29 protein-coding genes and 1 riboswitch are annotated in these 25,668 nt (G+C 41.0%); of the genes, 2 read left to right on the forward strand and 27 right to left on the reverse strand.

Annotation, left to right across the window (positions count from 1 at the left end; all coding sequences use genetic code 11):
• Positions 1 to 7: 7 nt before the first annotated feature.
• The 8 genes from NSQ52_RS15530 to NSQ52_RS15565 form a co-directional block, all read right to left on the reverse strand.
• On the reverse strand, positions 8 to 1,045 hold the full coding sequence (locus NSQ52_RS15530; RefSeq protein ID WP_047945372.1) for an iron ABC transporter permease: 1,038 nt from the start codon (positions 1,043 to 1,045) through the stop codon (positions 8 to 10).
• Complete coding sequence (locus NSQ52_RS15535) at positions 1,038 to 2,054, reverse strand: iron ABC transporter permease (RefSeq protein ID WP_008346988.1); 1,017 nt, start codon at positions 2,052 to 2,054, stop codon at positions 1,038 to 1,040. Before NSQ52_RS15535 ends, NSQ52_RS15530 begins: the two co-directional genes overlap by 8 nt.
• Positions 2,055 to 2,124: 70 nt before the next feature.
• Positions 2,125 to 3,078 (reverse strand): iron-siderophore ABC transporter substrate-binding protein, encoded by a 954-nt coding sequence (locus NSQ52_RS15540; protein WP_007500381.1) that lies wholly within the window; start codon positions 3,076 to 3,078, stop codon positions 2,125 to 2,127.
• 139 nt (positions 3,079 to 3,217) lie between these two features.
• Positions 3,218 to 4,120, reverse strand: coding sequence for an alpha/beta fold hydrolase (locus NSQ52_RS15545; RefSeq protein WP_342473535.1), 903 nt, complete (start codon positions 4,118 to 4,120; stop codon positions 3,218 to 3,220).
• Between the two features lie 69 nt (positions 4,121 to 4,189).
• Complete coding sequence (locus NSQ52_RS15550; RefSeq protein ID WP_342473538.1) at positions 4,190 to 5,101, reverse strand: alpha/beta hydrolase; 912 nt, start codon at positions 5,099 to 5,101, stop codon at positions 4,190 to 4,192.
• Between the two features lie 291 nt (positions 5,102 to 5,392).
• Positions 5,393 to 5,821 (reverse strand): phosphate-starvation-inducible protein PsiE, encoded by a 429-nt coding sequence (psiE, locus tag NSQ52_RS15555; RefSeq protein ID WP_024719769.1) that lies wholly within the window; start codon positions 5,819 to 5,821, stop codon positions 5,393 to 5,395.
• 38 nt (positions 5,822 to 5,859) lie between these two features.
• Positions 5,860 to 7,167, reverse strand: coding sequence for a HAMP domain-containing sensor histidine kinase (locus tag NSQ52_RS15560; protein WP_342473539.1), 1,308 nt, complete (start codon positions 7,165 to 7,167; stop codon positions 5,860 to 5,862).
• The gene (locus NSQ52_RS15565) at positions 7,154 to 7,849 is read right to left on the reverse strand and encodes a response regulator transcription factor (RefSeq protein WP_342473541.1); all 696 of its coding nucleotides are present in this window, start codon (positions 7,847 to 7,849) and stop codon (positions 7,154 to 7,156) included. Before NSQ52_RS15565 ends, NSQ52_RS15560 begins: the two co-directional genes overlap by 14 nt.
• Positions 7,850 to 8,086: 237 nt before the next feature.
• Between NSQ52_RS15565 and NSQ52_RS15570 the strand changes: the two genes are divergently transcribed.
• The gene (locus NSQ52_RS15570) at positions 8,087 to 9,292 is read left to right on the forward strand and encodes a DUF418 domain-containing protein (protein WP_341044050.1); all 1,206 of its coding nucleotides are present in this window, start codon (positions 8,087 to 8,089) and stop codon (positions 9,290 to 9,292) included.
• Positions 9,293 to 9,363: 71 nt separating this feature from the next.
• Here the strand turns inward: NSQ52_RS15570 and NSQ52_RS15575 are convergent, their stop codons facing one another.
• On the reverse strand, positions 9,364 to 10,302 hold the full coding sequence (locus tag NSQ52_RS15575; protein ID WP_342473543.1) for a WYL domain-containing protein: 939 nt from the start codon (positions 10,300 to 10,302) through the stop codon (positions 9,364 to 9,366).
• A gap of 83 nt (positions 10,303 to 10,385) precedes the next feature.
• On the opposite strand from NSQ52_RS15575, the gene NSQ52_RS15580 reads away from it, so the two are divergent.
• A complete protein-coding gene (locus NSQ52_RS15580; protein WP_342473545.1) occupies positions 10,386 to 11,030 on the forward strand; it encodes an NAD(P)H-dependent oxidoreductase in 645 nt (214 codons plus the stop codon).
• A gap of 71 nt (positions 11,031 to 11,101) precedes the next feature.
• Here NSQ52_RS15580 and NSQ52_RS15585 read toward each other — a convergent pair whose 3' ends face one another.
• The 18 genes from NSQ52_RS15585 to NSQ52_RS15670 form a co-directional block, all read right to left on the reverse strand.
• On the reverse strand, positions 11,102 to 12,958 hold the full coding sequence (locus tag NSQ52_RS15585; RefSeq protein WP_342467582.1) for an alpha/beta fold hydrolase: 1,857 nt from the start codon (positions 12,956 to 12,958) through the stop codon (positions 11,102 to 11,104).
• Between the two features lie 59 nt (positions 12,959 to 13,017).
• On the reverse strand, positions 13,018 to 13,584 hold the full coding sequence (locus tag NSQ52_RS15590; protein WP_268372811.1) for a TetR/AcrR family transcriptional regulator: 567 nt from the start codon (positions 13,582 to 13,584) through the stop codon (positions 13,018 to 13,020).
• A gap of 417 nt (positions 13,585 to 14,001) precedes the next feature.
• On the reverse strand, positions 14,002 to 15,399 hold the full coding sequence (gene sufB, locus NSQ52_RS15595) for a Fe-S cluster assembly protein SufB (protein WP_007500362.1): 1,398 nt from the start codon (positions 15,397 to 15,399) through the stop codon (positions 14,002 to 14,004).
• Between the two features lie 17 nt (positions 15,400 to 15,416).
• A complete protein-coding gene (gene sufU / locus NSQ52_RS15600) occupies positions 15,417 to 15,863 on the reverse strand; it encodes a Fe-S cluster assembly sulfur transfer protein SufU (RefSeq protein ID WP_003212941.1) in 447 nt (148 codons plus the stop codon).
• On the reverse strand, positions 15,853 to 17,073 hold the full coding sequence (locus tag NSQ52_RS15605) for a cysteine desulfurase (protein ID WP_035389339.1): 1,221 nt from the start codon (positions 17,071 to 17,073) through the stop codon (positions 15,853 to 15,855). Before NSQ52_RS15605 ends, sufU begins: the two co-directional genes overlap by 11 nt.
• Positions 17,073 to 18,386 carry a Fe-S cluster assembly protein SufD gene (gene sufD / locus NSQ52_RS15610; protein ID WP_008347022.1) on the reverse strand — a complete coding sequence of 438 codons (1,314 nt, stop codon included), beginning with the start codon at positions 18,384 to 18,386 and terminating at the stop codon, positions 17,073 to 17,075. Before sufD ends, NSQ52_RS15605 begins: the two co-directional genes overlap by 1 nt.
• Positions 18,387 to 18,404: 18 nt before the next feature.
• Positions 18,405 to 19,190: a Fe-S cluster assembly ATPase SufC gene (sufC, locus tag NSQ52_RS15615; RefSeq protein ID WP_007500355.1), complete on the reverse strand. Its 786-nt coding sequence runs from the start codon at positions 19,188 to 19,190 to the stop codon at positions 18,405 to 18,407.
• A gap of 211 nt (positions 19,191 to 19,401) precedes the next feature.
• On the reverse strand, positions 19,402 to 19,539 hold the full coding sequence (locus NSQ52_RS15620; protein WP_162835676.1) for a hypothetical protein: 138 nt from the start codon (positions 19,537 to 19,539) through the stop codon (positions 19,402 to 19,404).
• Between the two features lie 215 nt (positions 19,540 to 19,754).
• Positions 19,755 to 20,123 carry a carboxymuconolactone decarboxylase family protein gene (locus tag NSQ52_RS15625; RefSeq protein WP_003212803.1) on the reverse strand — a complete coding sequence of 123 codons (369 nt, stop codon included), beginning with the start codon at positions 20,121 to 20,123 and terminating at the stop codon, positions 19,755 to 19,757.
• 309 nt (positions 20,124 to 20,432) lie between these two features.
• Complete coding sequence (metQ, locus tag NSQ52_RS15630) at positions 20,433 to 21,254, reverse strand: methionine ABC transporter substrate-binding lipoprotein MetQ (RefSeq protein ID WP_007500351.1); 822 nt, start codon at positions 21,252 to 21,254, stop codon at positions 20,433 to 20,435.
• Positions 21,255 to 21,268: 14 nt separating this feature from the next.
• Entirely contained in the window at positions 21,269 to 21,937 is a 669-nt protein-coding gene (locus NSQ52_RS15635) for a methionine ABC transporter permease (protein WP_025207943.1), read from the reverse strand.
• Positions 21,930 to 22,955, reverse strand: a complete 1,026-nt coding sequence (locus NSQ52_RS15640; protein WP_024719778.1) for a methionine ABC transporter ATP-binding protein — start codon at positions 22,953 to 22,955, stop codon at positions 21,930 to 21,932. Before NSQ52_RS15640 ends, NSQ52_RS15635 begins: the two co-directional genes overlap by 8 nt.
• Before the next feature lie 155 nt (positions 22,956 to 23,110).
• Positions 23,111 to 23,219: riboswitch (SAM riboswitch) on the reverse strand.
• 102 nt (positions 23,220 to 23,321) lie between these two features.
• Positions 23,322 to 23,663, reverse strand: a complete 342-nt coding sequence (locus NSQ52_RS15645; protein WP_008347033.1) for an SCP2 sterol-binding domain-containing protein — start codon at positions 23,661 to 23,663, stop codon at positions 23,322 to 23,324.
• A gap of 120 nt (positions 23,664 to 23,783) precedes the next feature.
• Entirely contained in the window at positions 23,784 to 24,086 is a 303-nt protein-coding gene (locus tag NSQ52_RS15650; RefSeq protein WP_007500346.1) for a thioredoxin family protein, read from the reverse strand.
• An 11-nt stretch (positions 24,087 to 24,097) separates the two neighbouring features.
• A complete protein-coding gene (locus NSQ52_RS15655) occupies positions 24,098 to 24,442 on the reverse strand; it encodes a toprim domain-containing protein (RefSeq protein WP_008347035.1) in 345 nt (114 codons plus the stop codon).
• A gap of 127 nt (positions 24,443 to 24,569) precedes the next feature.
• Complete coding sequence (locus NSQ52_RS15660; protein ID WP_008347037.1) at positions 24,570 to 24,806, reverse strand: YusG family protein; 237 nt, start codon at positions 24,804 to 24,806, stop codon at positions 24,570 to 24,572.
• A 44-nt stretch (positions 24,807 to 24,850) separates the two neighbouring features.
• Positions 24,851 to 25,234 (reverse strand): glycine cleavage system protein GcvH, encoded by a 384-nt coding sequence (gcvH, locus tag NSQ52_RS15665; protein WP_008347039.1) that lies wholly within the window; start codon positions 25,232 to 25,234, stop codon positions 24,851 to 24,853.
• A 66-nt stretch (positions 25,235 to 25,300) separates the two neighbouring features.
• A complete protein-coding gene (locus NSQ52_RS15670) occupies positions 25,301 to 25,657 on the reverse strand; it encodes an arsenate reductase family protein (RefSeq protein WP_008356673.1) in 357 nt (118 codons plus the stop codon).
• Positions 25,658 to 25,668 lie beyond the last annotated feature (11 nt).

Genomic DNA, 25,668 nt, shown 5'->3' on the forward strand with positions numbered 1-25,668 from the left:
CTTTCGTTTAACGATTTCGCTGTTGATATAACAAATAAATAAAGAACGGTGCACCAATTGCCGCCGTAAAAACACCTGCCGGGACATCTAACGGGAGAAAAGCCGTTCTCGCAACTAAGTCTGCCAGCATCACGAGAATACTTCCAACAAGCGCAGATGCTGGAACAAGCGCAATAAAGGAACGACCGATGATCATCCTTGCTACATGTGGCGCCATCAGTCCAACAAATTCAATACCACCTGCGAATGCAACGGCAATACCGGCTAATGTCACACTCATCAGTAGAAAGAATAACCGCTTCGCCTGAACCTTGACACCGAGACCTGTTGCAAGATCATCTCCAAGCTCCTTCACATTCATCGTTCTTGCCAGCACCATGACAATCGGTAAAATAATCAATACCCAAGGAAGCATTGCGATGACGTCCTTCATTGTAGAACCATATAAACTGCCCGTCAGCCAGATGTATGACTTGGTCGTGGTCATCGTATCGCTGAGCACAAGAGTAAACGTCACACACGCCTTCATAATGGCGGAAATCCCAATCCCCATCAAGACGAGCGTGATTGGCTTGACGCCTTTTTTCCATGAAAGCAAATAAATCAGGCATGATACCGCAAAAGCGCCTGCAATGGCCCACAACGACTGATAAGCAATAGGCACAGTACCCATCCAAAAGACGATGAACATAATGGCGCCAAACGACGCACCGCTCGTAATTCCTATGATGTCAGGCGATGCAAGCGGATTTCGAATGAGACCTTGTAAAATAAGCCCCGATACCGCAAGTGCCGCTCCCACTAAAACCGCAAGCAGGGTCCTTGGAATCCTCAACGTATTTAATACAAACGTATTTCCCTCGCCTTGTCCGAAGATATGCAGCAGCACATCAGCAGGCGGAATAAAGCGGCTGCCCATACAAAGGCTCAGAATAAATAAACCAAAGGCAACGCCTGTCAATAATAGTAAAATCAAAAACGTCCGCTTTGAAAATTGAAATGAAATGCGCCCGCCCTTTGAACGCACTGTATATGTTTTAGCCACCTGTCTTCAACCCCTTGCGCACGAGATAAACAAATAGAGGCGCTCCTGCAATTGCCGTCATGACACCAATCGGTACTTCCTGCGGCATGATCAGAAAACGAGCGGCAAGATCTGCGACAAGTAAAAGCGACGCCCCTACAACGGCACAATACGGCAGTACCCAGCGGTGGTCAGGTCCAACAAGCTTTTTCACAATATGCGGCACAAGAAAACCAACAAATCCAATGGATCCTGCGACAGCGACGGAACCTCCTGCTAAAAAGACGACAAGTACCCCCATCGTCATCTTCAAAAGCAACGTACGCTGACCAAGCCCTTTCGCAATATCATCACCCGATAAAAGGACATTGATCGAGCGGCCAAGAAGCAGCGCCACCACAGTCGCCCCAAGAATATAAGGCAGCACAGGCAGAAGCATATCTATACTTCTTCCTGACACTGAACCAGCCATCCAGAACAGGATGCTTTGAATGGACTGTTCATTCACGATTAAAAGTCCTTGAGTAAAGGACGCAAACAGAGCAGATATCGCAGCACCTGCGAGTACAATTTTGACCGGTGTCAGTCCGTCTCTTCCAATGGAGCCTAGAAGAAAGACAAGCATACCTGCAATGGCAGCGCCTAAAAAGGCCGTCCACATATAACCTGTTAACGACTCGGTAGAAAAGAAAACAATCGAAATCACAATAAAAAAGAGTCCACCTGCATTAATACCTAAAAGATCTGGTGCAGCCAGCGGATTTCTCGTCAATGCCTGCATGAGTGCACCTGAAATCGCTAGACTTGATCCAACAACCGTCGCAATTAAAGCTCTTGATAATCTGGATGTCATGACAATCACACTGTTTGGATCTGACTCATCAAACTGAAGAAACGCATGGATGGTGGCTTTGAGGGAAATTGAGGTTTGCCCAAGAGAAATACTGAGCATAAAAAAGACCAACATCAACACGATGAATCCAGCAAATAGCAGTGCCTTGCTCGAATCCTTTTTTAATAAACTTCTCATCTGATTCCCGCTTTCAATCTGTTATGGAAAAAGGAGAAAATGGTTTTTCACATTTTCTCCTCTGCTACACTTATTTATCAAGCCCTAGACGATCATAAATATCATCAAGCATCATGTTTGCAGCGGTGATACCGCCAGCCATGTTCCAAGTGATTTCATCAACTTTATGCACTTGTTTCGCTTTCACTGCATCAAGCTGCTTCCATAAAGGATGACTTGTCCACTCTTTATATGCTTTTTCAACTGCTTTATCCTGATCATCCATGAAGTAATAGATCACATCTGCATCCATTTGTGGAATGCTCTCTTTGTCTGTAAGTGTAATGATATCTTGCTTTTTATCTTTGACATTTTTAGGACCTTCAAAGCCTAGCTCTGTTAAAATTGAACCTGCAAACCCAGTTTGATAGATTCTTGCATGATCTGCACGGAAGTTCACCACAGACACACTCATTGGCCAGTTTTTAATGTCTTTCTTTGCTTTTTCTTTGAAGTCAGCGACACGGTCATCCCACTTCGTCAGCAATTCTTTTGATTTGTCTTGCTTGTTTAACGCTTCACCCATTAAATTCACTGTGTCTTTAAAAGTGAACACTGTTTCTGTTGCAACAGTTGGAGCGATTTCTTTCAGCTGATCAAAAATTTGCTCGTGACGGATTTTTGATGCAATGATCAAATCTGGCTTCAGCTTTTCAATTTCTTCTAAGTTTGGTTGTGTTTCCTGCCCAACAATTTTGACACCCTTTAAATCATCTCTTAAATATTTATACGTAGGTGCTTCAAGCCAAGATTCTACAACACCCACTGGTTTAATGCCCATAGCGACGGCTGCATCTGTTGCTCCTTGATACAACGTCACCACACGTTTAGGCGATCCTTTAATTTCAGTTGAACCGATAGCGCTTTCAACGGTTCTTGTTTTCTCATTACTATCTGACTTGCCTTCGCTGCTATTACTGCCACAAGCCGCAAGTAATACGATGGAGAGCACAACTAATAGCGACCAAAAAGATTTTTTGAACATGTACCTCACCTATCCATTCTATATGTAGTCATATCGTTTGATAACGATTCTCATTATCACACTATGATTTTATCATAGAAAAGGATGGTGTCAATGTAAATTTTTAAGAAAAAGGTAGAGTGTTGACTAGTTGTTCAGGTTAAATGGAACTTTTCCACATTTGGATGGTACGCCCAATCTTTTTTCCCGATTCTAGTAAAATGGACAAATGAGTATGGTTTTCTATCACTTGGTAAACAGATTGATTTTTCACCTGCTGATTTGGAAGCGCCAGATATGGATGAAATTTGTCTACGTCGTATAACTCATCCTCGCTTCCAACAAACATGCCATAAGGCTGGTCCAGCCTTGCAAATTGTTTTTGAGGTGCAGATGGCGTTAAGGCAAGAGACATATTGATGGTAATGCCTGTTAAAAGAAGTGGATCTTGTGCAATCACCCATGCTGGGTAGTGAAATCGTACAGCTTCTGAATGACCCATCAGCCTTCCTTTTGTCATCGCAGATAGCACGAATTTCCAAACTTGAACTGTGGCAAAAGGGACTTGATTAGACTTCGCTGTGTCAGATTTGTAGCCAAATTCAGGAGCAATAAAAAAGTAACCGTCTACTTTTCTTTTTTCATCCCAAGATAGATATTGAAGCAGCAATCCAGCTCCAGAGGAATGACCACAAAGATAAAGTGCTCCTTCGTGCTGCTGTTTGATGACATCCACAACTTGCGAAATATCTTGCCATACGTCAGTGACTTTGGGTGTATCCCCCTTCTTTCCTTCAGAATGTCCGTGGCCTCTCAAATCCAGCAAAAACACATTCACGTGAAAATCATGTTGCAATGTATAGGCGATATGCTCATAACCAGCCAAGCTGTGAGCGCCTCCGCCATGAATGATGATCACATTGGTCTGCGTGTTTGTTTCTGATAAAAACGGATAATAAGCAAGTCGGATGCCGTCATGTGATTGAATGAACTGTCTTTCTGGAATAGCTACAGGAGCTGCTTCCTGCATACTTGTAAATGAGAACGGTTCTGTTTCGTTCATAATTAACTTTTGACCCCCAACTAGACACGAGAATGGCTAGAGCATTGCTGGCCATCCTCATGTTCGCATCTATTTTGTCATATCCCTCAAAGGGAACGTCTTACTCTCAATAATAGCGACAATTTGTTTTAACGCTTGGTTCGCTTCGGGAATAGGGAAGACAGGAAAGACGTGATTCATTTTTGGGTATTCGATATAGTTGATGGGAACACCCTGCTTGTCTGCCATCTCTTTGAATTTCCGGGCATCTGGGAGAAAGAATTCATGAGTGCCAATAAAAACAGAAATTCGTCCTAACGATTTGATTTCTCCATAGATTGGACTGATCAAATGATGTGTTTCATCTGTATCACCTGCATAGGCTTTGCCCGATTCGATTAGTAAATCTAGGTTGAGCATTGGCTCTTTTGGAACCATTTTAGCGATATCAGGATTACTTAATGTCACATCAAGCCATGGTGATAATAGAATCAAGTTTCCAGGCTGCGGAAGACCTTTTTTTGCTAAGTATTGAGCAAAGGCGAGCGATAAACCTCCGCCAGCAGAATCACCCATGATCACGATTTTTTCTGGTGTTCCTTTTTCTAAAAGAGCTTGGTAAACTGGGAGAACACTCTCGATTGCATCCATATATTGATGATTCGGTGCTTTTGGATAAACTGGCACATACACCGTACTATTTAATTGCTTCGTCAATCGATCCAAGAAACGCCAATGCCATACGAGCGGCTGCTCAATATAGCCTCCTCCATGTAAAAATAGCACCTGATGATCATCTGGCTGCACATCTGATTTCAACATGTACGTATCGACTGAAAGCGCGCTGCTTTTGGTGATGTGATATTTCTTTTTCAACTTCTCAGGCAGCACATAAGGTAATTGATTCGCCATTCTTCGTTCCTCTAAATACCCCTCAACATTCAGTTTCTTCTTTGTAAGTACAAGTAACCATTCAACAAACAAACTTTGAATACTTCGCATACGATCGACCCCTATAGATAGAATGATGACAATCAATGTCTAGGAAAAGAATGGTTTCTCTTTTTCTAAAGCATAACATAAGAACTTGTGAATCCGTTAACTGCTTTGGACAGAATACTTTTTCTATACATCTATTCATTTATGAACACCTGTCTATTTACATTATATTTTCTAGATCCATCATCATCAATTGTCAATCTTTCAATCATTGTTCATTAATCAACACATATTCAAAAACTGTTCATTTAAACACAAAAAAGACGGGTGTTGACCACTCGTCCTTCTTCTTCCTCACTTCACTTCCTCATGCTCATGAGCAGTATCTCTTTTGCTCGCGATAAAGAGTGCACAGGTCATCGCAAGAATGGCCAGTGCCCACCAGAATGTCGATACGGCCTGTTCATGATCAATGATAATCAAACGGATGACAGCTGTGATGCCAATATAAATAAAATAACGTAGCGGAAAATGAAAGTTGGATTTAAAATATTTAATAATTAAGGCGATAAACTCAAAATACATAAAGAAGATCAGCAGCTCGCCAAGCATTCCATAATAGCTTTCTCCTTTGTTAAACACTGTTTTATAGACGAATTGCACGATGTACCATGTTTCACTAATTAAGAGTACGCTTAGCGCAATCGCTAGAAAGAACAGGCAGATATTCAGAAGGGCTTGCAGAAGATCAGGTACCTTTTGGAAATTGTTGAATCGTTTCATCAGATTGTTTCCCCATTCCATGATGTTGTTTTTGCTCTCTACATTTTGGTATTCCAAAATCGCAGCACGATGTAGTAGGTATCGTTCTTTTCTACACTTTCAAACTGTCCATGCATTCGGGACATCATCCGCTTGATGCTTCGTTCCCCGAGTCCATTGCTTTCCGGGATGATGTCTGTCTTTTTTATCGCATTGCTCACATGGATTTCAAAGACATCTTGGTCGGATAAAAAAGTGATCTGAATGTCCTTTTCAGGATCTGCGTATTTACGTAAATTTGACATCACATTATCAAACACTCTGCCAAGTTCCTCGACGTTTACGTTAATATAACTATCCGGCATTTCGCCTACAATATGGACCGTGAAATTCTCCTGATGCAGCAGGGCGACCTGATCTGATAGAAGATCATAAATCACTTCTTTCACTGCAACGGTTTCAAGCTCTGACTCGTGCTCTTTATCTAGCAGGAAATAGGCAAATAGGTTGTCAGACAGATTCTTTAATTGCAGGGCTTTTCCATACGCACTCGCTATATATTGCTCCTTGCGGGTATCCGCTAGAGCCCCCTCTTTTTTCGCAAATTCCAAATTCATGATGAGTGATGTCAGCGGGGTCCTCATATCATGCGACATTTCGGTCACTAAACTGCGGCTCTCTTCCTGCAGATCATCAATGGCGTGAAGCTTGTCCAAAAAGGCTGTTCTTAAATCCTCAATGCTCTTTGCAATCATGGCCAACTCATCATGCCCTTTCACTGTCATCTCATAATCGAGCTCACCGCCTTCAAGAATATGAATCTCTTCACGGATCGTTTGCAAGTAACGTAGGCTTCGGCGAATGCCAACAAGCACAATCAGGAGAAAAATGAGTGTTGCACCAAGCAGTTCTAGTGTAAAGGCGAGATCGTGATATCGAGAAGAGTAAAACCCGTCTACCATAACCCTACCTTCTCCGTCGCTAAATTGAACCGGGTAAGAATGACGCTTTGCGTAGTCGGTCACCTTTTCTTTCCCATAGGCCGATTCGTCAGCGGCAGAGTAAATCGAGTCATATTGAAGCACTTCATCCTTGTAAACAGTGAGATTAATATAATCTTCTTTTTTCACCCACTCACCGAATGCTTTTCGATCCGTTGAAGTCAGCTCATGTTCTGAAACGTAGCGGCTGAATGTTTGAATGTATCTGGCTGACTCTGCCTGATCATACTCATCTGAACTCAAATATCCTTCGATCAGGTGATCGGTGATCTTTTGCAGTGTCAAAAAGACAACACCACTTACGATAGCAGCGACCAAAATGAGCAGTGACAGCTTTTTGGTCAGCGTATATTTACGATGTGCCAAACCGGTATCCTCTCCCCCATTCTGTTTTGATATACACGGGACGAGCCGGGTCATCTTCAATTTTGGCACGCAGCTTTCGGATATGCACCATGACCGTATTGTTTGAACAATAAAAATAAGGCTGGCCCCACACGCTTTCATAAATATTTTGAGCAGAAAATATTTTGTTTCGTTTGTTCATGAGCAGTTTTAATATCCGATATTCTAAATCAGATAACTTGATTTGCTGCCCACTTTTCCACACTTCATTAAATTCCTCACTCACCTTCAGGCTACCGCCAACTAAATAGGTTTCTTCCTGTTCCTTTTTTTCCTGATAGATGGTATATCTGCGCAATTGCGCCATGACCCTAGCGTGAAGCTCCTCTTCTGAAAAAGGTTTTGTCATATAATCATCTCCGCCAGCGAGTAATCCTTCGGTTTTATCCCATGTACTAGATCTGGCGGTCAAAAATAAAATTGGCACATTTGAGGTGGCTCTTATTTGCTGGCACGTTTCGATCCCAGAGATACCTGGCATCATAACATCCAAAATCACCAAATCAAGCGAATCATCTACAACATACAATGCCTGCTTGCCATTCATGGCTCTCAGCACCTCATACCCTGCACGTGTCAGAGATTCCTGCAAAAGATCACCGATATCCTGATCATCCTCTACAACTAATATTCGATGGGTCATGTCTCAATCACCTCATCCTTCATGATGTTCATTCTTATATGTTATTACTATATATCATCTAGCTATGTGAAAAGATACACCATAAATCTTAAGTGTTTATGAATATGATCAATTGCCATCAAGTTGTCACATTTATTTTCAAAAAATTGGATCTTCATAAATGATTAAGAATTGACCTGTATATTGATTCATTGAAGGATCTACCTTTAGATCCAATACACGAAAAGGAGCATAGATATGAATGTAAACAAGGTAGAACACGGACAACCAATGAGTCTCAAAGAACGGGTGCATTTCTTGGACATCGTACGAGGATTCGCCTTAATGGGGATTATTTTGGTCAACTATTTTTTGATTGTGGATTCGGTCAAGGGATTTGAGATGGAGTCTAATGATGGTTTTCACCACATTGTGAATTGGTTTGCCTCGGGGAAATTCATTACGTTATTTTCTTTTCTATTCGGGGTTGGTTTTATGATATTTATGGATCGAGCCGCTCAAAAGGTGGACAGCCCGAACAAGTTGTTTGCTCGCAGATTAACCATTCTCTTAGGGATTGGTCTTCTGCATGTCACGTTTGTATGGATTGGAGATATTTTAACCTATTATGCTATCGCGGGCTTTTTACTGCTTTTCTTTTACAAACGCACAGCCAAAACCATCCAGTACTGGCTCATCACACTCTTTGTGATTCAATTGCTCACGCCTCTTTTCACCATGCTGCTCAATACCATCAGTACAGGATCATCAGGCAAGCCGGATTTTGCCGATTTTGAATTGACCAGTCACAACAGTCTGACTTATTTAGCATCGATAGGTGACCGGTGGACGGATATGTTCACGATGGCTTCGAGCTCATTTTCCACCGTCTATTCCATGTTCTTCATGTTTTTACTTGGTGTGTATTTTGTGAAAATGTCGTTTTTCAAAAACATGGAGACGAAAAAAGCGCTTTGGAATCGTATTTGGATGATTTGTACAATTGCTTTTCTTATCACACTAGCCAGTACGATTATGACAGCGGTCACCCCTTTTGAACATACGCCATGGATGAACATTGTCTCTGCACTTGAGCAAAATGGGGGATTGACTGGCAGTATGTTTTATATGAGTTCACTTGCGATGCTGTTTCTGCACATTCCTCAGCTGCGAGGTGCTTTAATGGTGTTCACCAAAGTCGGCCGAATGTCCCTGACCTGTTATTTGCTTCACTCCATTATTGGAACAATGCTATTTCTCAAGTACGGAGCTGGACTTGCCGATCATCTTTCACCGGCTGGCACGTTCTTCATGGCAATTGGCGTGTATGCCTTCCTTGTCCTTTTCAGTACGTTATGGTTAAAGCGATTTAAGTCTGGACCGATGGAATTTATCTGGCGTCAGCTGACGTATGGGAAGGTCAATGACCAATCGAAAACAAATACATTTCAGGCGGCGAAGTAATAAAAAAAGGCGAATTACGACAGTTCGCCTTTTTTCATGTGTTGAGTTTTTGTGGTTCAGATACAATCCGTTCATTTTATATATTGATCCATCATTTCTTGCAATTGAGTCAAATAACTCTCTTTTAATTCATCGGGGTATTCAATTTTGATATGTTTCCCAAATGAGATCAAATAGTGAGTCATATACGATAATTCTTCTTGGTTGTACCCACCCAATATATAAGGCGTATCATCAATGGTCTCCAATCTCATATTCGGATAATGATTCTTCAAAAACTTCTCTTTCCCTTGTTCCGTTAATCGACATTTAAAAGAGATATCATGATAAGTTTTTTCGTATTCGAGCTGCAGTGCTTTTAATTCTTCCTTCGTAAAAGTGTCTTTCGTTTCTTCTTCGATCATCATGTCCGTCATACAATCACATCTGTAGATGCCCCACTTTTTATTCTGAACATCATATGCTTCGGTAAACCAAATCCCATTTCGATAAAACAACTCAAGAAATTGTAGCCTGATCCTTTTATGTTCATATTGAGTGTATGTCATCTTTACGATTTGATCTTCCATCATTGCCTGCAATATCAAATCCAAATGATTTTGTTCACTTACTGGCGCAACATGGTAGTAATGAATCACATCCAAAATCTCCGTGATCCGCTGTTTTCTCTCATCAGACATTGTAGCAAACAGTTTTTGGCGAATCTGTGAGTAAGACTTTTTAAACGGTGTTGCTGACAACAGATCTAAGGCTTTAAGAGCGAAAAAAATGGCTTGAACTTCATCTATTTGAAAATAGATCGGAACCAATGGAGATTGATTCACGAGCCGATATCCTCCATGTCTGCCATTTTCAACATAAAAAGCTAAGCCCATGGACTCTAGCTCTTCCATATCTCTTAAAGCCGTACGTTTAGAAATGCCAAATTCAGTTTCTAAATCTTTTAATTGAAATGAATATTTATCACTTAAAAATATAAGCTCTTGGTTTAAGCGTTCTGATTTTTTCATTTGATTTTCCTTCTGAAAAAGGTGACATGTTTTGTCACCTTTATATTTTATACTCAGTTTATCAAAAGAAAAGGAGCATGCATATGAAAACATTCATTATTAACGCGCACCCTGATTTCACTGATCGAGAAAGTTATTCAAGCAAACTGCAAACACTATTTTTAGAACAGTTTAAAAAAAGATTCCCTCATGAGGAGCCAACAATTTTACATTTATATGGAACTGAAATTCCTCGTATCGAAAAAGACCAGCTACTACGTATTTGGGAAAAGCAAGCATCTGAACAAACATTAACACTTGCGGAGAAAAAAATCGCCTCTTCTTCTGCTGCTTTATTGGCTCAATTCAAAGCACATCATCGAATCGTGATTGTATCACCTGTTCATAATTTCAATGTGACGTCACGTATGAAAGATTATATAGATAATATCTTCATTGCTAGAGAAACGTTCAAATATACAGAAAATGGTTCAGTTGGTCTGATGACTGACGATTATCGTGTACTTTTGCTTCAAGCAAGTGGCTCAATTTTCACAAATAACGATCGATACACACCACTGGAATTTTCACATCATTACCTAAAAGAAATATTTCAAAACTTGATGGGATTTCATCAATTTCATATTGTCCGGGCACAAGGAACAGCGATTTTAGATCAAAGGACTATCTTACAATCTGCATCTGATGATATGACGAAAACCTTAGATGCGTTTTATGCACCTCGTTAATCTTTAAAGACCCAGAACGAAAAATTTTGCTCACTTGTCATCAATCTTATTTTTTCGTTTTGGGGTGATTCCTATCTGCTAGTACAAATATTATTGATGACTAATGCTGCCGTTTCACTCGGATGGCTAAGAGGGAAATGGTGGCCATACGGAACAAAATCAACCTTCCCAAGATGCGATGGCGCAGAATAGCCTCTGTCATACTCCCCCCAAATCATGTGAAGATGATCCTTTGTGACTTCTTTAAAGTCACCTCGATCGGTTTTCAGTAATAAATGGTTAAGCTGAACCGTCGTATTTAAAATTCTAGGAGAAGTAAAGCTGTTTCTGATTTTTTCAATATAATGTTTAGGGATGCTCTCCGTGCTTTCAAACAAACCATTTCTTAATACATAACGCTCTATCAAATGAGTCGTTGCCAATCTTAATGTCCATTTGTTCAGAAATTGAGGAACATGTAGTGTTTTTGCCTTTTGTTTAGCAACAGGCGGCTGAAGTAAAGTGATGGAATACTTCTTATCGATGTATTCTTGTCCCAATGCTTCCAAAAGAATATACGCACCGAATGAATGACCGATTAGATGTGCACCATTCGTCGCTTTTTCTATTACTTTTTTCACTACATTTAAATAGATATCTAGAAGATGTTTCTCTCGTTTAAAGGGAGAACGCCCCAAACCAGGAAGGTCCAAAATCCATACAGGTTGACCTGTTTCCTCATGAAGCTCCTGTGCTAAAGGAAATAAATCTTCTCCATCACTCAATAAACCATGTAATAAAATAAACGGCTTCCCTTCTCCTTGTAATTGGTAAAGGGTGTTATTATCGCATAATGTTCGTTTAAATAAATGTTGGTGCTCACCATTTTGAGCCATCATTCGATAATCTAGATCAGCTACTACAGCAGGGAAAAATGTCATGACACTCGTCTTCTTAAACCAATCTTCTCCCATTATTTTTTTCACTGAAACATTTGAGAACATTCGTTTTGTCATAAAATTCAATCCGTCAGAAGGAATGTTTGTGAGTTTACTTACACCACTCTTCATGATAGCTTTCATCAGTGGCATAGGAACAGAGATGCTAGGTGCCTTCATATTCATACTTTCTGACATAATACTTAATAGTCCAGCAACGTTCTGATCGTGCTCTTTGTCTTCAACAAGTGTATATGTTTGAATAGCCGGCTGCTCCAACTTGAAAACCTGTACAATAAACTTCGCAAACTCATCGTTTGAAATAAGTGGTAACCGATAGTCCTTACCTCCAGGAATCACCGGCATGAGCCCTCTTCGCATACTCTTTACAAGCAAACCCAATCCTGCAATTTGCTCTGTACTCCCTGTTTGACTACTACCAACAACAGTTGGCGGATTAATGACAGAAAGCGGATAACCTACTGCTGATGCCTGTTGACGAATATAAAGATCTGCTAAAAACTTTGTTCTCTCATAAGGATTTTTTATTTTCAAGTAATCGTTTCCTTCTTCAAACACGTCGATGGCAATCTTGCTATTTTGATCATCAAAGGGGCTCATATAACCGACAACATGAATAAATTGCTGCAAGCCCTTCAATTGATGAATACTTTTAGCTAACTCACTAATGTGTTTGGCGCCATTCAAAAAGACAGAAGCTGCCTCTTTACTTGTCGCTTGAATATCCATAGGGCCTCCTGCGTGAATCATCACATCCGTCTTCAATACCCTCTCTTTATCTTCAGGACTTAGACCTAAATCTATTTTCGTCAAATCACCTTCAACAAAGTGCATCACTGACTCTTTTAAAATACCTCTTTCTTGAAAAATGCGTGTTGCTTTACTTTTTGACCTTACTAAAAGAAGAATGTTCACATCCTCTTTCGCTAATTCCTCGACTAATTGCTTCCCAATAAAGCCCGTTCCACCAATTAAAAATACTGTTTTCATCTGAGGTCTCCTTTTTAGTACTAATTAGTACTAATTTGATGTAAAAAAAAATGCTTCTTTTATCGAAGCAAGTTAAATAAATGATCTGCTGTTTTTGTGATGACAGTGGCATCTTTCAATGTTTCTGAAATAAATAACGCTCCTTCAAGATTTGTCATAAAAAGTGATGCCACCTCATCAATCTGAATCGAATCTCTGAATTCCCCATTCTCTACCCCTTGTTTCAGTAATAGAGAAACTTTCTCTTGTAATCCTGTGAAAAAAAGTCCTATTTTTTCTTTTATTTGTGTGGCCTGTGCAGGACTTTGAATATAAAGAGTAATAAATGGACAGCCACCCTTATACTCTCTCGACTGAACGCCTTGTGATAATTGCTTTAAAAACAGTTGAATACGATCTTCAACTGAAAATTGGGTCTGAGACAGTACGTCATCCATTGCAGATTGATACATGTCAATCCAATAATCAACGACCCCTTCTAATAATTCCTCCTTATTAGAAAAGTGATAATACACATTAGACTTTGACACTTTGCTTACACGAACTAATTCGTCCATACTCGTATAAGCAAACCCTTTTTCCAAAAATAATGTTGCAGCTACTTCAAGTACACGTTTTTGATTCATTAATTTTACCTTTGTCATAATTAGAACTATACAGTACTAATTTGAATGTGGCAAGTATTTATTTTGAATAAAGTTGATCTGAACCTCGAAGTTGTTAGCGGCCTTAAAGGTAAAATCATTTCTCCTTTAAAAGGTTCAAAACAAATGTTGTGAGAAAGTATTTCAGAGAAGTTTATAAAAGACATGCATTGAGCATAGCCATGCTGTAAACGTTTTGAATAAGAACTATGTATGGGAAAGGTTAAGACATTCTAGTATAAAAAACAACCGCAGACACGTATCTCCATGTCACCCAAAAATTGAGGACCAAAGGAATTGTATCTGCGGTATGTTCAATAATTAAATTTTGTGGGCGCTTTGTGGGTGCTTAATATAAATATAACGTCTAAACACCTTTAATCCCCTCTATATCAACGGTTAACCAATCGAACCTTCCATCTCAAACTTAATCAAACGGTTCATTTCAACGGCGTATTCCATTGGCAGTTCTTTTGTGAATGGTTCGATGAAGCCCATGACGATCATTTCTGTTGCTTCTTCTTCAGAAATTCCGCGGCTCATCAAGTAGAATAGCTGCTCTTCTGATACTTTTGATACCTTCGCTTCGTGCTCTAATGAAATGTTGTCGTTTAAGATTTCATTGTAAGGGATCGTATCAGATGTTGATTTGTTATCCATGATGAGTGTATCACACTCGATGTTTGAGCGTGCCCCCTCTGCTTTGCGTCCGAAGTGTACGATTCCACGGTATGTGACTTTACCGCCTTGTTTGGAAATCGATTTCGATACGATCGTTGAAGATGTGTTTGGTGCAAGGTGAATCATTTTTGCACCTGCATCTTGGTGCTGACCTTTACCTGCTAGGGCAATACTTAATGTCATACCACGAGCGCCTTCACCTTTTAGGATAACCGCTGGGTATTTCATTGTCAGCTTAGAACCGATGTTTCCATCAATCCATTCCATTGTTGCATTCTCTTCACATACTGTACGTTTTGTCACAAGGTTGAAGACGTTGTTTGCCCAGTTTTGAATCGTCGTATAACGGCAGTAGCCGCCTTTTTTCACGATGATTTCAACAACCGCACTATGAAGTGAGTTTGTTGTGTAAACTGGAGCTGTACAACCTTCTACGTAATGCACGTGTGCGCCTTCATCAACGATGATCAGTGTACGTTCGAACTGACCCATGTTCTCAGAGTTGATTCGGAAGTATGCTTGAAGTGGTGTATCTACTTTTACGCCTTTTGGTACGTAGATGAATGAACCACCAGACCATACAGCCGAGTTAAGCGCAGCAAATTTGTTGTCAGTCGGAGGAATGACTTTTGCCCAGTGCTCACGGAAGATGTCTTCGTTCTCTTTTAATGCACTGTCTGTATCTTTAAACACAATGCCTAGATCTTCAAGATCTTGCTTCATGTTGTGATACACAACTTCAGATTCATACTGAGCAGATACACCTGCTAAGTACTTTTGCTCTGCTTCAGGGATTCCAAGCTTATCAAAGGTTTGTTTGATTTCTTCTGGTACTTCATCCCAAGAACGCTCAGAGCGTTCTGATGGTTTTACGTAGTACGTAATTTCATCAAAGTTTAATGCATTTAAATCTCCGCCCCATTGTGGCATCGGCATGTTGTAAAAGTGCTCAAGAGATTTCAAACGGAAGTCGAGCATCCACTGAGGCTCTTCTTTCATACGAGAAATTTCTTCAACGATCTCTTTTGTCAGTCCGCGCTCTGAACGGAAAATGGAAACGTCTTTATCAGAAAAGCCGTATTTATATTCACCAACATCTGGCATTTTTTTAGCCATCCATTTTCACTCCAATCTTATGATTTGCCGTTATCTTCGGCAGATGCGCCTTTTTCAAGCGCCTTCCAGGATAATGTTGCACATTTGATGCGCGCTGGGAATTTTGCCACTCCCTGCAGCGCCTCAATGTCACCAAGATCAATGGAATCGTCGTATTCTTTTCCTAGCATCATATCGGAGAAAATCTGAGACATTTTCAAAGCTGTTTCAATATCTTTCCCTTTAATCGCCTGCGTCATCATAGAGGCAGATGCCATCGAAATCGAGCATCCTTCTCCTTCAAATTTCGCATCCATGACCTTTTCGTCTTCGATTTTCATCGTGAGACGAATGCGGTCACCACACGTAGGGTTGTTCATATCGACGACAATGCTGTCGTTTAACACACCTTTGTTTCTCGGATTTTTATAATGATCCATAATCACTTGTCTGTACAGTGTGTCTAAGTTTACATTAAAAGACATTCGTAAAATACTCCTTTGTCTTACGGAGCGCTGCCATGAGCTCGTCAATCTCCTCTTCTGTATTGTACAGATAGAAGCTTGCTCTTGCAGTCGCTGATACACCAAGCCATTTCATGAGCGGCTGTGCACAGTGATGTCCAGCACGAATGGCGACACCTTCCGTATCTAGAACAGTTGAGGCATCATGAGGATGGACGTCGTCCAAGTTAAACGTCACAAGTCCAGCTCGGTGCTGCGGTCCGTAAACCGTGGCACCTTCAAGCTCCTTAAAGCGCTCAAGTGCATAAGTCGCAAGCTGATGCTCGTAACGGCTGACTTCCTCCATTCCGATGTCATTTAAGAAATCAATCGCTTTTCCGAGCCCAATTGCTCCTGCAATAATCGGTGTTCCCGCTTCAAATTTCCACGGCAGCTCTTTCCATGTAGAATCATATAGATCCACAAAGTCGATCATTTCACCGCCAAACTCAGCAGGCTCCATATTATTCAAAAGGTCCTTCTTCCCGTAAAGAACACCAATGCCAGTCGGTCCACACATTTTATGCCCAGAGAAGGCGAAAAAGTCGCAATCCAAGTCCTGAACATCAATTTGCATGTGAGGGGTGCTCTGGGCACCATCGACGACGATAATTGCACCGTGATCGTGAGCAATCTTTGCGATGTCTTTAATTGGGTTGATGGTTCCTAATACGTTTGAAACATGTGTGACAGCAACGATTTTCGTTTGATGTGTGATGGTTTGCTTCACATCTTCAAGCGACAGCGTGCCGTCTTCCTGTAACGGAATATATTTCAATGTGGCGCCAGTTGCTTTTGCTGCCTGCTGCCAAGGGATGATATTCGCATGATGTTCCATATGCGTAATGACGATCTCATCGCCTTCTTTAAGGTTTGCTCTTGCATAGCTGATTGCCACTGTGTTTAGTGCGGTTGTTGTACCTCTAGTAAAAATAATCTCCTGGACAGAAGAAGCGCCAATGAATGCTCGAACTTTCTCTCTTGCACCCTCGTATGCGTCCGTTGCTCTTGTGCCAAGGGTATGAACACCCCGGTGGACGTTCGAGTTGTAAGACCGGTAATACTCATTCATTGCATCAATGACAACTCGTGGTTTTTGAGATGTCGCTGCACTGTCCAAATACACCAAATCATGTCCGTTCACTTGCTGATGAAGGATTGGAAACTGCTCACGAACGTCTTTGATATTCATTATTTTACTTTCCTTTCAATCACAGAAACGAGCTGCTTTTTAACTCCTTCAATCGGCAGTTCTTTGACGACTGGATTTAAGAAGCCATAAATGACAAGTCTTTCTGCATCTTCTTTGGAAATCCCACGGCTCATGAGGTAATAGAGTTGAATTGGATCAACACGCCCAACAGAAGCAGCGTGCCCTGCTGTTACATCATCTTCATCGATTAAAAGAATTGGGTTAGCATCACCGCGTGCTTTCTCACTCAGCATGAGAACACGAGATTCTTGCTCCGCATTTGACTTCGTTGCGCCATGCTCGATTTTACCAATCCCGTTAAAGATAGAAGATGCTTGATCCTTCATGACACCATGCTTCAAGATATACCCTTCAGAGTTTTTACCGAAGTGGATGATGCTTGTTGTGAAGTTTTCCGTTTGATTCCCGCGGCCAACAACAACTGATTTTGTATCACCGAATGTACCGTCGCCCATAAGCTTCGTGATGTTTTCAGACACGACATCTCCATCATTCATCAGACCAAGCGCCCATTCGATTTTACTGTCACGGCCATTTGCCATACCACGTCTATTCACATAGACTGTCACACCTTCTGCAAGGTTATCCACTGCACCGTAAGTGACGCGGGCATTTGCACCTGTGAAGACTTCAGACACGATATTGAAGATCGCTTCTTCTGGTGTTGCCGTACTGATGTAGTTTTCGACATATGTCACAGCACTATGATCGTCTGCTACAACGATGACATGGTTGAACAACGTTGTTTCGTCATTTTCATGAAGATAAACGGCTTGAATTGGTGCTTCAAGCTCTACGTTTTTCGGTACATAGAGGAAAGCTCCGCCATTCACTAAAGCAGCATGTAGAGCTGTTAGTTTGTGCTCATCCACTTTCACTGCATCTGTCATGAAATATTTCTTCACTAGGTCTCCATGTTCGCGAATCGCTGTATGGATATCAGTGAAGATCACGCCTTTGTCTTTTGCTTCCGTAGAAAGAGACAAGTATGCTGGCGTTTGATCACGCTGAATGTAGACTGTCTTATCTGTGTCCTCTAAATCAATAAGAGACTTCACTTCTTCAGGAAGCTCTTCTAAAGATCCAAATGGCGCACTTTCGACTGTATGCTGTTTGAAATTGGTTAAATTCCATTTAGAAATATTCGTTTTGTCAGGCTTTGGCATTGGAAGGTCTTCTGCTTTTTCAAGAGCCTGTAAGCGAAGGGAACTCATCCATGCCGGTTCCTGATGCTTCTCGGAGAAGCTTTTGACATAATCTTGATCTACTGATAATTTCGTTTCTAATGTCATCAATAATCCTCCTAACGCTTACGCTTCTTGACCAACAGTTTCGTCTTCAATTCCTAACTCTTTTTTAATCCAGTCATAACCTTCTGCTTCTAGACGCTGCGCGAGTTCTGGTCCGCCAGATTTCACAATACGTCCTTGCATCATGACATGAACGTGATCTGGTGTGATGTAGTTCAATAAACGCTGATAGTGAGTGATCATTAAGCAGCCGAAGCTTTCGCCGCGCATTTTATTAATTCCTTTAGAAACAACTTTCAGCGCATCGATATCAAGACCAGAATCGATTTCGTCAAGAATGGCGATTTTTGGTTCAATCATCATTAATTGAAGAATTTCGTTGCGTTTTTTCTCCCCGCCTGAGAAACCTTCGTTTAGGTAGCGCTGTGCCATATCTGGGTCCATTTCAAGGAATTCCATGTTTTCGTCCATTTTGCGGATGAATTTCATGAGAGAGATTTCATCGCCTTCTTCTCTGCGTGCGTTAATAGCCGAACGAAGGAAGTCTGCATTTGTCACACCACTAATTTCAGATGGATATTGCATTGCAAGGAAAAGACCCGCTTGAGCGCGCTCATCTACTTCCATTTCAAGAACATCTTCGCCATCAAGCAAGATGCTGCCTTTTGTCACTTCATACTTAGGGTGGCCCATGATAGCAGCAGATAAAGTAGATTTACCTGTTCCGTTTGGTCCCATTACTGCGTGGAATTCTCCACCTTTTATTTCTAGGTTTACACCTTTTAAGATTTCTTTCCCTTCAATCTCAACGTGCAAGTCCTTAATTGTTAATGTCGAAGCAGTCATATATCGATACCTCCAAAATAATCATTATTCTCAATTTATTCTCATTCTAATTTTATAACAAATTAAAAGTGAATACAACACATTCACGACAAGCGTGAGAGGATGCTCTCAAAATTCTAACAAAAAATACAGGTAGATAAAAGGATTTATGTCGAAAAGACAGTTTTCATAAAGAAAGGACGGGAAACTATTCTCCCCGTCCCTTAGCTATTTAATAGCCTTGTATATTCATTTTTGCGAGCTGCCTTTTCTCATCTCGATAGGACTGCTCTCGTTTATATTCCACTTTCATCCTTAAGTCATGGTCTCTTTCGTACTCTGCATAGCTCATGCCATGAGCTTTATGCATGGCCTTTTCCATCTCGGCGGTATAATCCAATCCCAGTGTACTATGGTCCGAACAAATAATAAACCATTCCCTTCTTTGAGTGTAGCTTCATTGTATCAAAGGCACGCGGCTTCACTCAAAAGGGATATAGCGCGCTATGCTGGCATATTTTCTCACACTAAAGGCTGAGAACGACTCAACTCCCTGAGATGGATAAATACCATCTTATCCTTCCCTTAATGCGTCTGTCCTCCAAATTCGTCAATACATTGCTGAACAACTGTGATACCTTGACTTAGCGCAGCACCACCGCCAAACGCTGCCGCCACACTGACGACCTCTAGCAAATTCTCTTCCGTTGCGCCTTGATCGAGCGCTCCCTTTGTATGATAGATCATGCAATATTCATCCTGTGCATGAATGCTGATGCCGAGGGCAATCATTTGTTTTTCTTTTTGTGTTAATGAATCGCTCTGAAAGCACTGCTCCGTAAATTCATTGAATTTCTTGCCAAACACCGGCATTTTCTTCTGAAATTCACCCATTGCCGTTTTATAATCCGTCAGTGATTGCTGCATCGATCCGCTCATATGTTGTTCATTCATCTTCATTCCATCCCTTCAGGTCATTTGTTCGTTTTTATTATGAGCGAGATTTGAAAAAATACACAAAAAAACCTCGCTTTCATGAAAGCGAGGTTGCAGATGATTGACAAAGGGCTAAAATGATCTTTATTTTAGCCCTTTGACTTCTTTTTTCAGCGTGATAGAAAACCTTTGCAGTCTAGGAAGGGCGAGTACCGGAGCAGAGCGAATTTGACATTCGTGAGCACCGGAGCGCAGACCTGACAACGAATGCGAGGGTTTGTCTACACGTTGAAACCTCGCTTTGATGAAAGCGAGGTTTACAAGTTGTTATTCAGATACAGGCAATACTGCACCATCATACTTTTTGTCGATGAATTCTTTGATTTTATCAGAGTGAAGAACTTCCATTAATACCTTGATCTTCTCTGATTTTTCGTCACCTTTGCGAACAGCGACGATGTTTGCATATGGGTTGTTTTTCGTTTGCTCAAGTTCAATTGAATCTTTTTTCGGATTCAATTTATTTTGGATCGCATAGTTAACGTTAATAAATACTGCATCGCCTTCACTGTTTTCATAAGCTTTCGCTGTTAGTTCAGGAGCGATTTTTTTGAATTTTAGGTTCTTCGGGTTTTCTTTGATGTTTTTGACTGTTGCGTTGATTGTATCTACTTTTGGATCAAGCTTGATCACACCAGCATTTTGTAATAGGGCAAGCATACGTCCTTGCTCAGCTACGTTGTTTGTCATGATGATCGTGCCGCCGTTTGGAATATCTTTTACTGATTTGTATTTCTTAGAGTAGATACCGAAAGGCTCAAGGTGAACGGCACCAGCACTCACTAAGTTGTAATCTTTGTTTGATTTATTTTCTTCGTTTAAGTAAGGGATATGTTGGAAAAAGTTCGCATCCACTTCTTTTTCAGCTAATGCTTTGTTGTACATTTTATAATCGCTCAGTACTTTCACTTTTAGATCGTAGCCTTTTTCTTTTAGAAGTGGTTTTGCTTCTTCAAGAATCTCGGCATGTGGTGTTTTTGAAGCGGCAACCGTGATGGTTTTGTTATCGCTTGCGTTATTTGATGAACCGCACGCAGCTAAAATGCCTGCAAATGCTAGAAATAGTGCACTTAAAATCAATTTCTTCATGAATAATTCCTCCCTTAACGTTTATCAATTTTATTTGTAATCAAATCACCGATTATTTGAATGATAAAGACGATGATCAGAATAAACACAGTGGCTACAAGTGTGACATCTGTATTACCAGATTGGTATCCTTCCACATAAGCAAGGTCACCAAGTCCGCCTGCTCCAATTGCTCCTGCAATTGCAGTAGAGCCAATCAGAGCAATCGCTGTTACAGTAATTCCTGAAATAAGGGCTGGCAATGATTCTGGCAGCAATACTTTGAAAATGATTGTTGACGTTTTCGCTCCCATAGATCGTGCTGCTTCAATGACTCCTTTGTCTACTTCACGCAGTGCAATTTCAACAAGACGTGCGTAGAAAGGAGCTGAGCCAATGACAAGGGCTGGTAATGCTGCATTTGGGCCTAATATCGTGCCCATAATTAGTTTAGTAAATCCTAATAATAGAATGATTAATATGATAAAGGGAATCGATCTGAAAATGTTGACGACTGCGCCGATAACAGCATTAATTGGTTTGTTTTCCCACAAACCGCCTTTACTTGTCAAAAAGAGCAACAGCCCAAGAATGATGCCGATAGCAAAAGCAAACGCTAATGCAATGAGTGTCATATAGACCGTTTCACCCGTCGCGTTCCAAATAACCTCTAGATCAACGTTCGGAAACCATTTCTCAAACATGTGTCATCACCTCGATTTCAACCTGTTTGCTTTGGATATAGGCGATGGCTTTTTCAACTTCGTTCTCGTCTCCATTTATATGGATAAAGAGTGTTCCAAACGCGCCTTCCTGCGTTTGAGAAATCTTTCCTTGCAGGATGTTCACATCGACCTTGAAGGATCGAATGATTTCCGTGATCAGCGGCTGTTCGGCAGAATCTCCGATAAAGGACAACCGGACGACCTGACCTTCTTTTACTCTCTCTAGGACGTGCTCGATCGTTTCTTTTGCTTCTTCTGGTTCAGCAAGCTGTTTCACGAATCGTTTCGTCATTTCTTCTTTCGGCTGTCTGAAGACACGTAATACTTCGCCTTCTTCGACAATACGGCCATTCTCCATCACCGCCACACGGTGACAAATTTTGCGAATGACGTGCATTTCGTGTGTGATCAATACAATGGTGAGTCCTAGTCGTTTATTAATATCGGCTAAAAGCTCAAGGATGGAATCTGTTGTTTGTGGATCAAGAGCAGATGTCGCTTCGTCACATAGCAGAACTTTTGGGTCATTCGCTAATGCTCTCGCAATCCCTACACGCTGCTTTTGCCCGCCGCTGAGCTGAGAAGGATAGGCATTTTCTTTTCCTTCTAAACCGACCAATTTAATCAGTTCGTTTGCACGAGCTCTCCGTTTTGATGTTGGTACACCTGCGATCTCGAGCGGGAACATAATATTTTGTCTCACTGTTCTTGACCAGAGCAAGTTAAAGTGCTGGAAAATCATGCTGATTTCTTGTCTTGCTTTCCGAAGTTTCGCATTCGATACTTCATTGATTCGGTTGCCTGCCACTTCAACGATTCCTTCTGTTGGCAGCTCCAGACCGTTTAATAGGCGAATCAGGGAGCTTTTCCCTGCGCCGCTATACCCGATAATTCCGAATATTTCACCTTTATCGATATCCAAGTTGACGTCTTTTACGGCATCAACATTTCCGCTTTTTGAATGATACGTTTTTGATACATTCTGTAAATGGATCACAGTCTGTTCACCTGCTTTCTTGCTGAATCTATAGGTTGCCATCACATACGTTCAATTATTCTTCCGACTGTTATGACGCTAGCCTGACGCCAGGTCAGTAAAAAAGACCTAACTGCAACGCAAGCAGAAAGGCCTTTTATATCAAATACGCCTTTCTCTCATCTTTCAAAGCATTGCGGCTTTGAGTGAATTGGCACCAATTTCAGCTATGCTGACGGTTGCCGGGTTTCATAGGGCACGTCCCTCCACCTCTCTTAATAAGAGAAAATATGTTGTTTTATGTGATGTTCATGTTTTTACTAACGTAGAATATCATGCTATCTGAGATATGTCAACGCTGTAAATCGCTAATTTCCAAGTAAACGACTACGTTATCATTTTTCGAAAAAAACCGTTCGTCAGCCAAAGTACTGCTTCTAGTCGAAGAAGTGCTCGAAATGAGCCTTTCACTTTCACTTGTCCTCTGCTGATCAGCTGCTGTAAGGACATGTCTCCATCTAATAATTGCAAAATCTCTTTTCGCTCACCATAAAAGATGAGATCCGATAACTCAATTGCAGGTAGTTTCTTCACTTCACCACGTTCATCCACAATCAATGTACAAGAGTCCGTTTCCGCCTCAAATGTAATCTTCAAGGATGATGATGAGAGCAACGGCTTTAACAATAATCGCTGCCCTGCACTTCCATGGGCTTTCACATTTTCCACATGTATAACCTCCCTGTCATTTGGTTATACATAACATTTCTCTACAAACATCGGCTTGTCCTTTATAAATAGCTCGACAAATTTTCAAATGAATTGCTTGAAATATGACAAAAAACCGCTTTATTTAGCGGTTTCAATCATTTCATGAAGATATGGAACGGAGTGAAAGGCATAGCCTTTTTGCACGATTTCACCCTTTTTAAACAGGAGAAAGCAAGGGACACTTTCGATCTCAAATGCTTTCGCAAAACTTGGCGAGTAATTTAAGTTATTCTCATAAAAAGGAACTTCCGGCTGCATGGCATCAACCACTGCCAGCATCTTCTTTGCCAGCTGGCATGTTCCGCAAAATGGTGTATATAAGTACAAAAGAAATAAATCGTCCTCTATCTCCTTGAATTCATGCTCTTCAATCTCTTTCATATACGTCACCCTTATAAATATTTCGAATGAACATCAATGTTTGCAGCTAATAGAATAGATGCAATATGGGCTGACGGTGAAGCGGCCACTTCGCGGTACGTTCTGTCGACAAAAAGATGCAGTGCTTCAGGGAATTCTTTTCGAAATTGCTTCCGCAGTTTATCGCCAGCATCGTCACTGTCTGCTAATATGTAAACGTCTTTCCCGAATAAATCGTCCACAAGCTGATCCAGCTTCGATGTACTGATCGTGCCATTGGTGCAAATGATGGTAACAGGTTCACTTATGACTTCTTTTAGCTTCTGTTTATCTGATTTACCTTCTACAATGATGACCTTTTCTATCTCGACATTCATCACGATCACCCGGCCCTTTTGACGTTGATTCACTTCTTCCTTAGATTACAATCTTTCATTCAGGTTGTAAAGATTGGGCAATTGATCAACAAAAAGACTGCAGCACTCACTGCAGCCTTATCTGTGATCAGCACCAGCCATTTTCATCGTCACAGTCTACATATTTTTCAGTCCCATGGGTCAATGTATCTGACAGACGATAAAAACGGTTTTGATCATAGGAATAACCTGATTTTAATTCATATTGATTTTCACTAATCATCGTACCAATCTCTTCGTTTTGATGGTAAAGCACCATGCCACTCTCTTTGAATCGTCCAGTGACATGCTCTGTTATATCCACCTGTTCTTTTTGAAAAGACAAATTGGACACCCCCCATAAAGGTAGAGTGTCCAATTTCACATGAATTAGTCTTCTTTTGTCATTTCTTCATATTGCTCAGCAGTCATTAAGTTCTCGATTTCAGATGCATCCGCTGGCTCTACTACGATCATCCAAGCTTTTTCGTATGGAGAGTCGTTGACGAACTCTGGGCTGTCATCTAGCTCATCGTTTACTTCAACGATTGTGCCGTTAATCGGTGCGTATAGTTCAGAAACTGTTTTGACTGATTCTACACTTCCGAAAGGCTCGTCCGCTGTAATTTTGTCTCCTACTTCAGGAAGCTCAACGAACACGATATCGCCTAGCTCAGATTGAGCAAAATGCGTAATACCGATACGCACCTTATCTCCTTCTACTTTGACCCATTCGTGTTCTTCTGAATAACGTAAATCTTTTGGTGTGCTCATTTCATACCCCTCCAGTCTTTTCTTACAATCTATATTGAAGATACCACAATCTGAATGAAAGTTACATCATTTCCAGACGCTTTTAAATGTATCTTCATTAAATCCAACTGTCACTCGTTTGCCGTCTGTTGTAATTGGACGCTTGATCAGCATTCCGTTAGACGCAAGTAATTCAAGCTGCTCGTCCTCTGACATTGCAGGAAGTTTATCTTTCAGCTGCAGCTCTCTGTATTTCTGACCGCTCGTATTAAAAAATTTCTTCAGCTCTAAACCGCTTTTTTCGTAAAGGGCTTTTAATGTTTCTTTATCAGGCGTCTCTTCGACGATATGTATGCTGTTGATGTCTTTATTGTGTTCTTCCAGCCATTTTTTTGCTTTTCGGCATGTACCGCAAGATGGGTATTCGTAAAAATCTAAAGCCACCATTTTCACCT

Source organism: Bacillus sp. FSL W8-1141 (assembly GCF_038593205.1).
Lineage (GTDB): Bacteria > Bacillota > Bacilli > Bacillales > Bacillaceae > Bacillus > Bacillus altitudinis.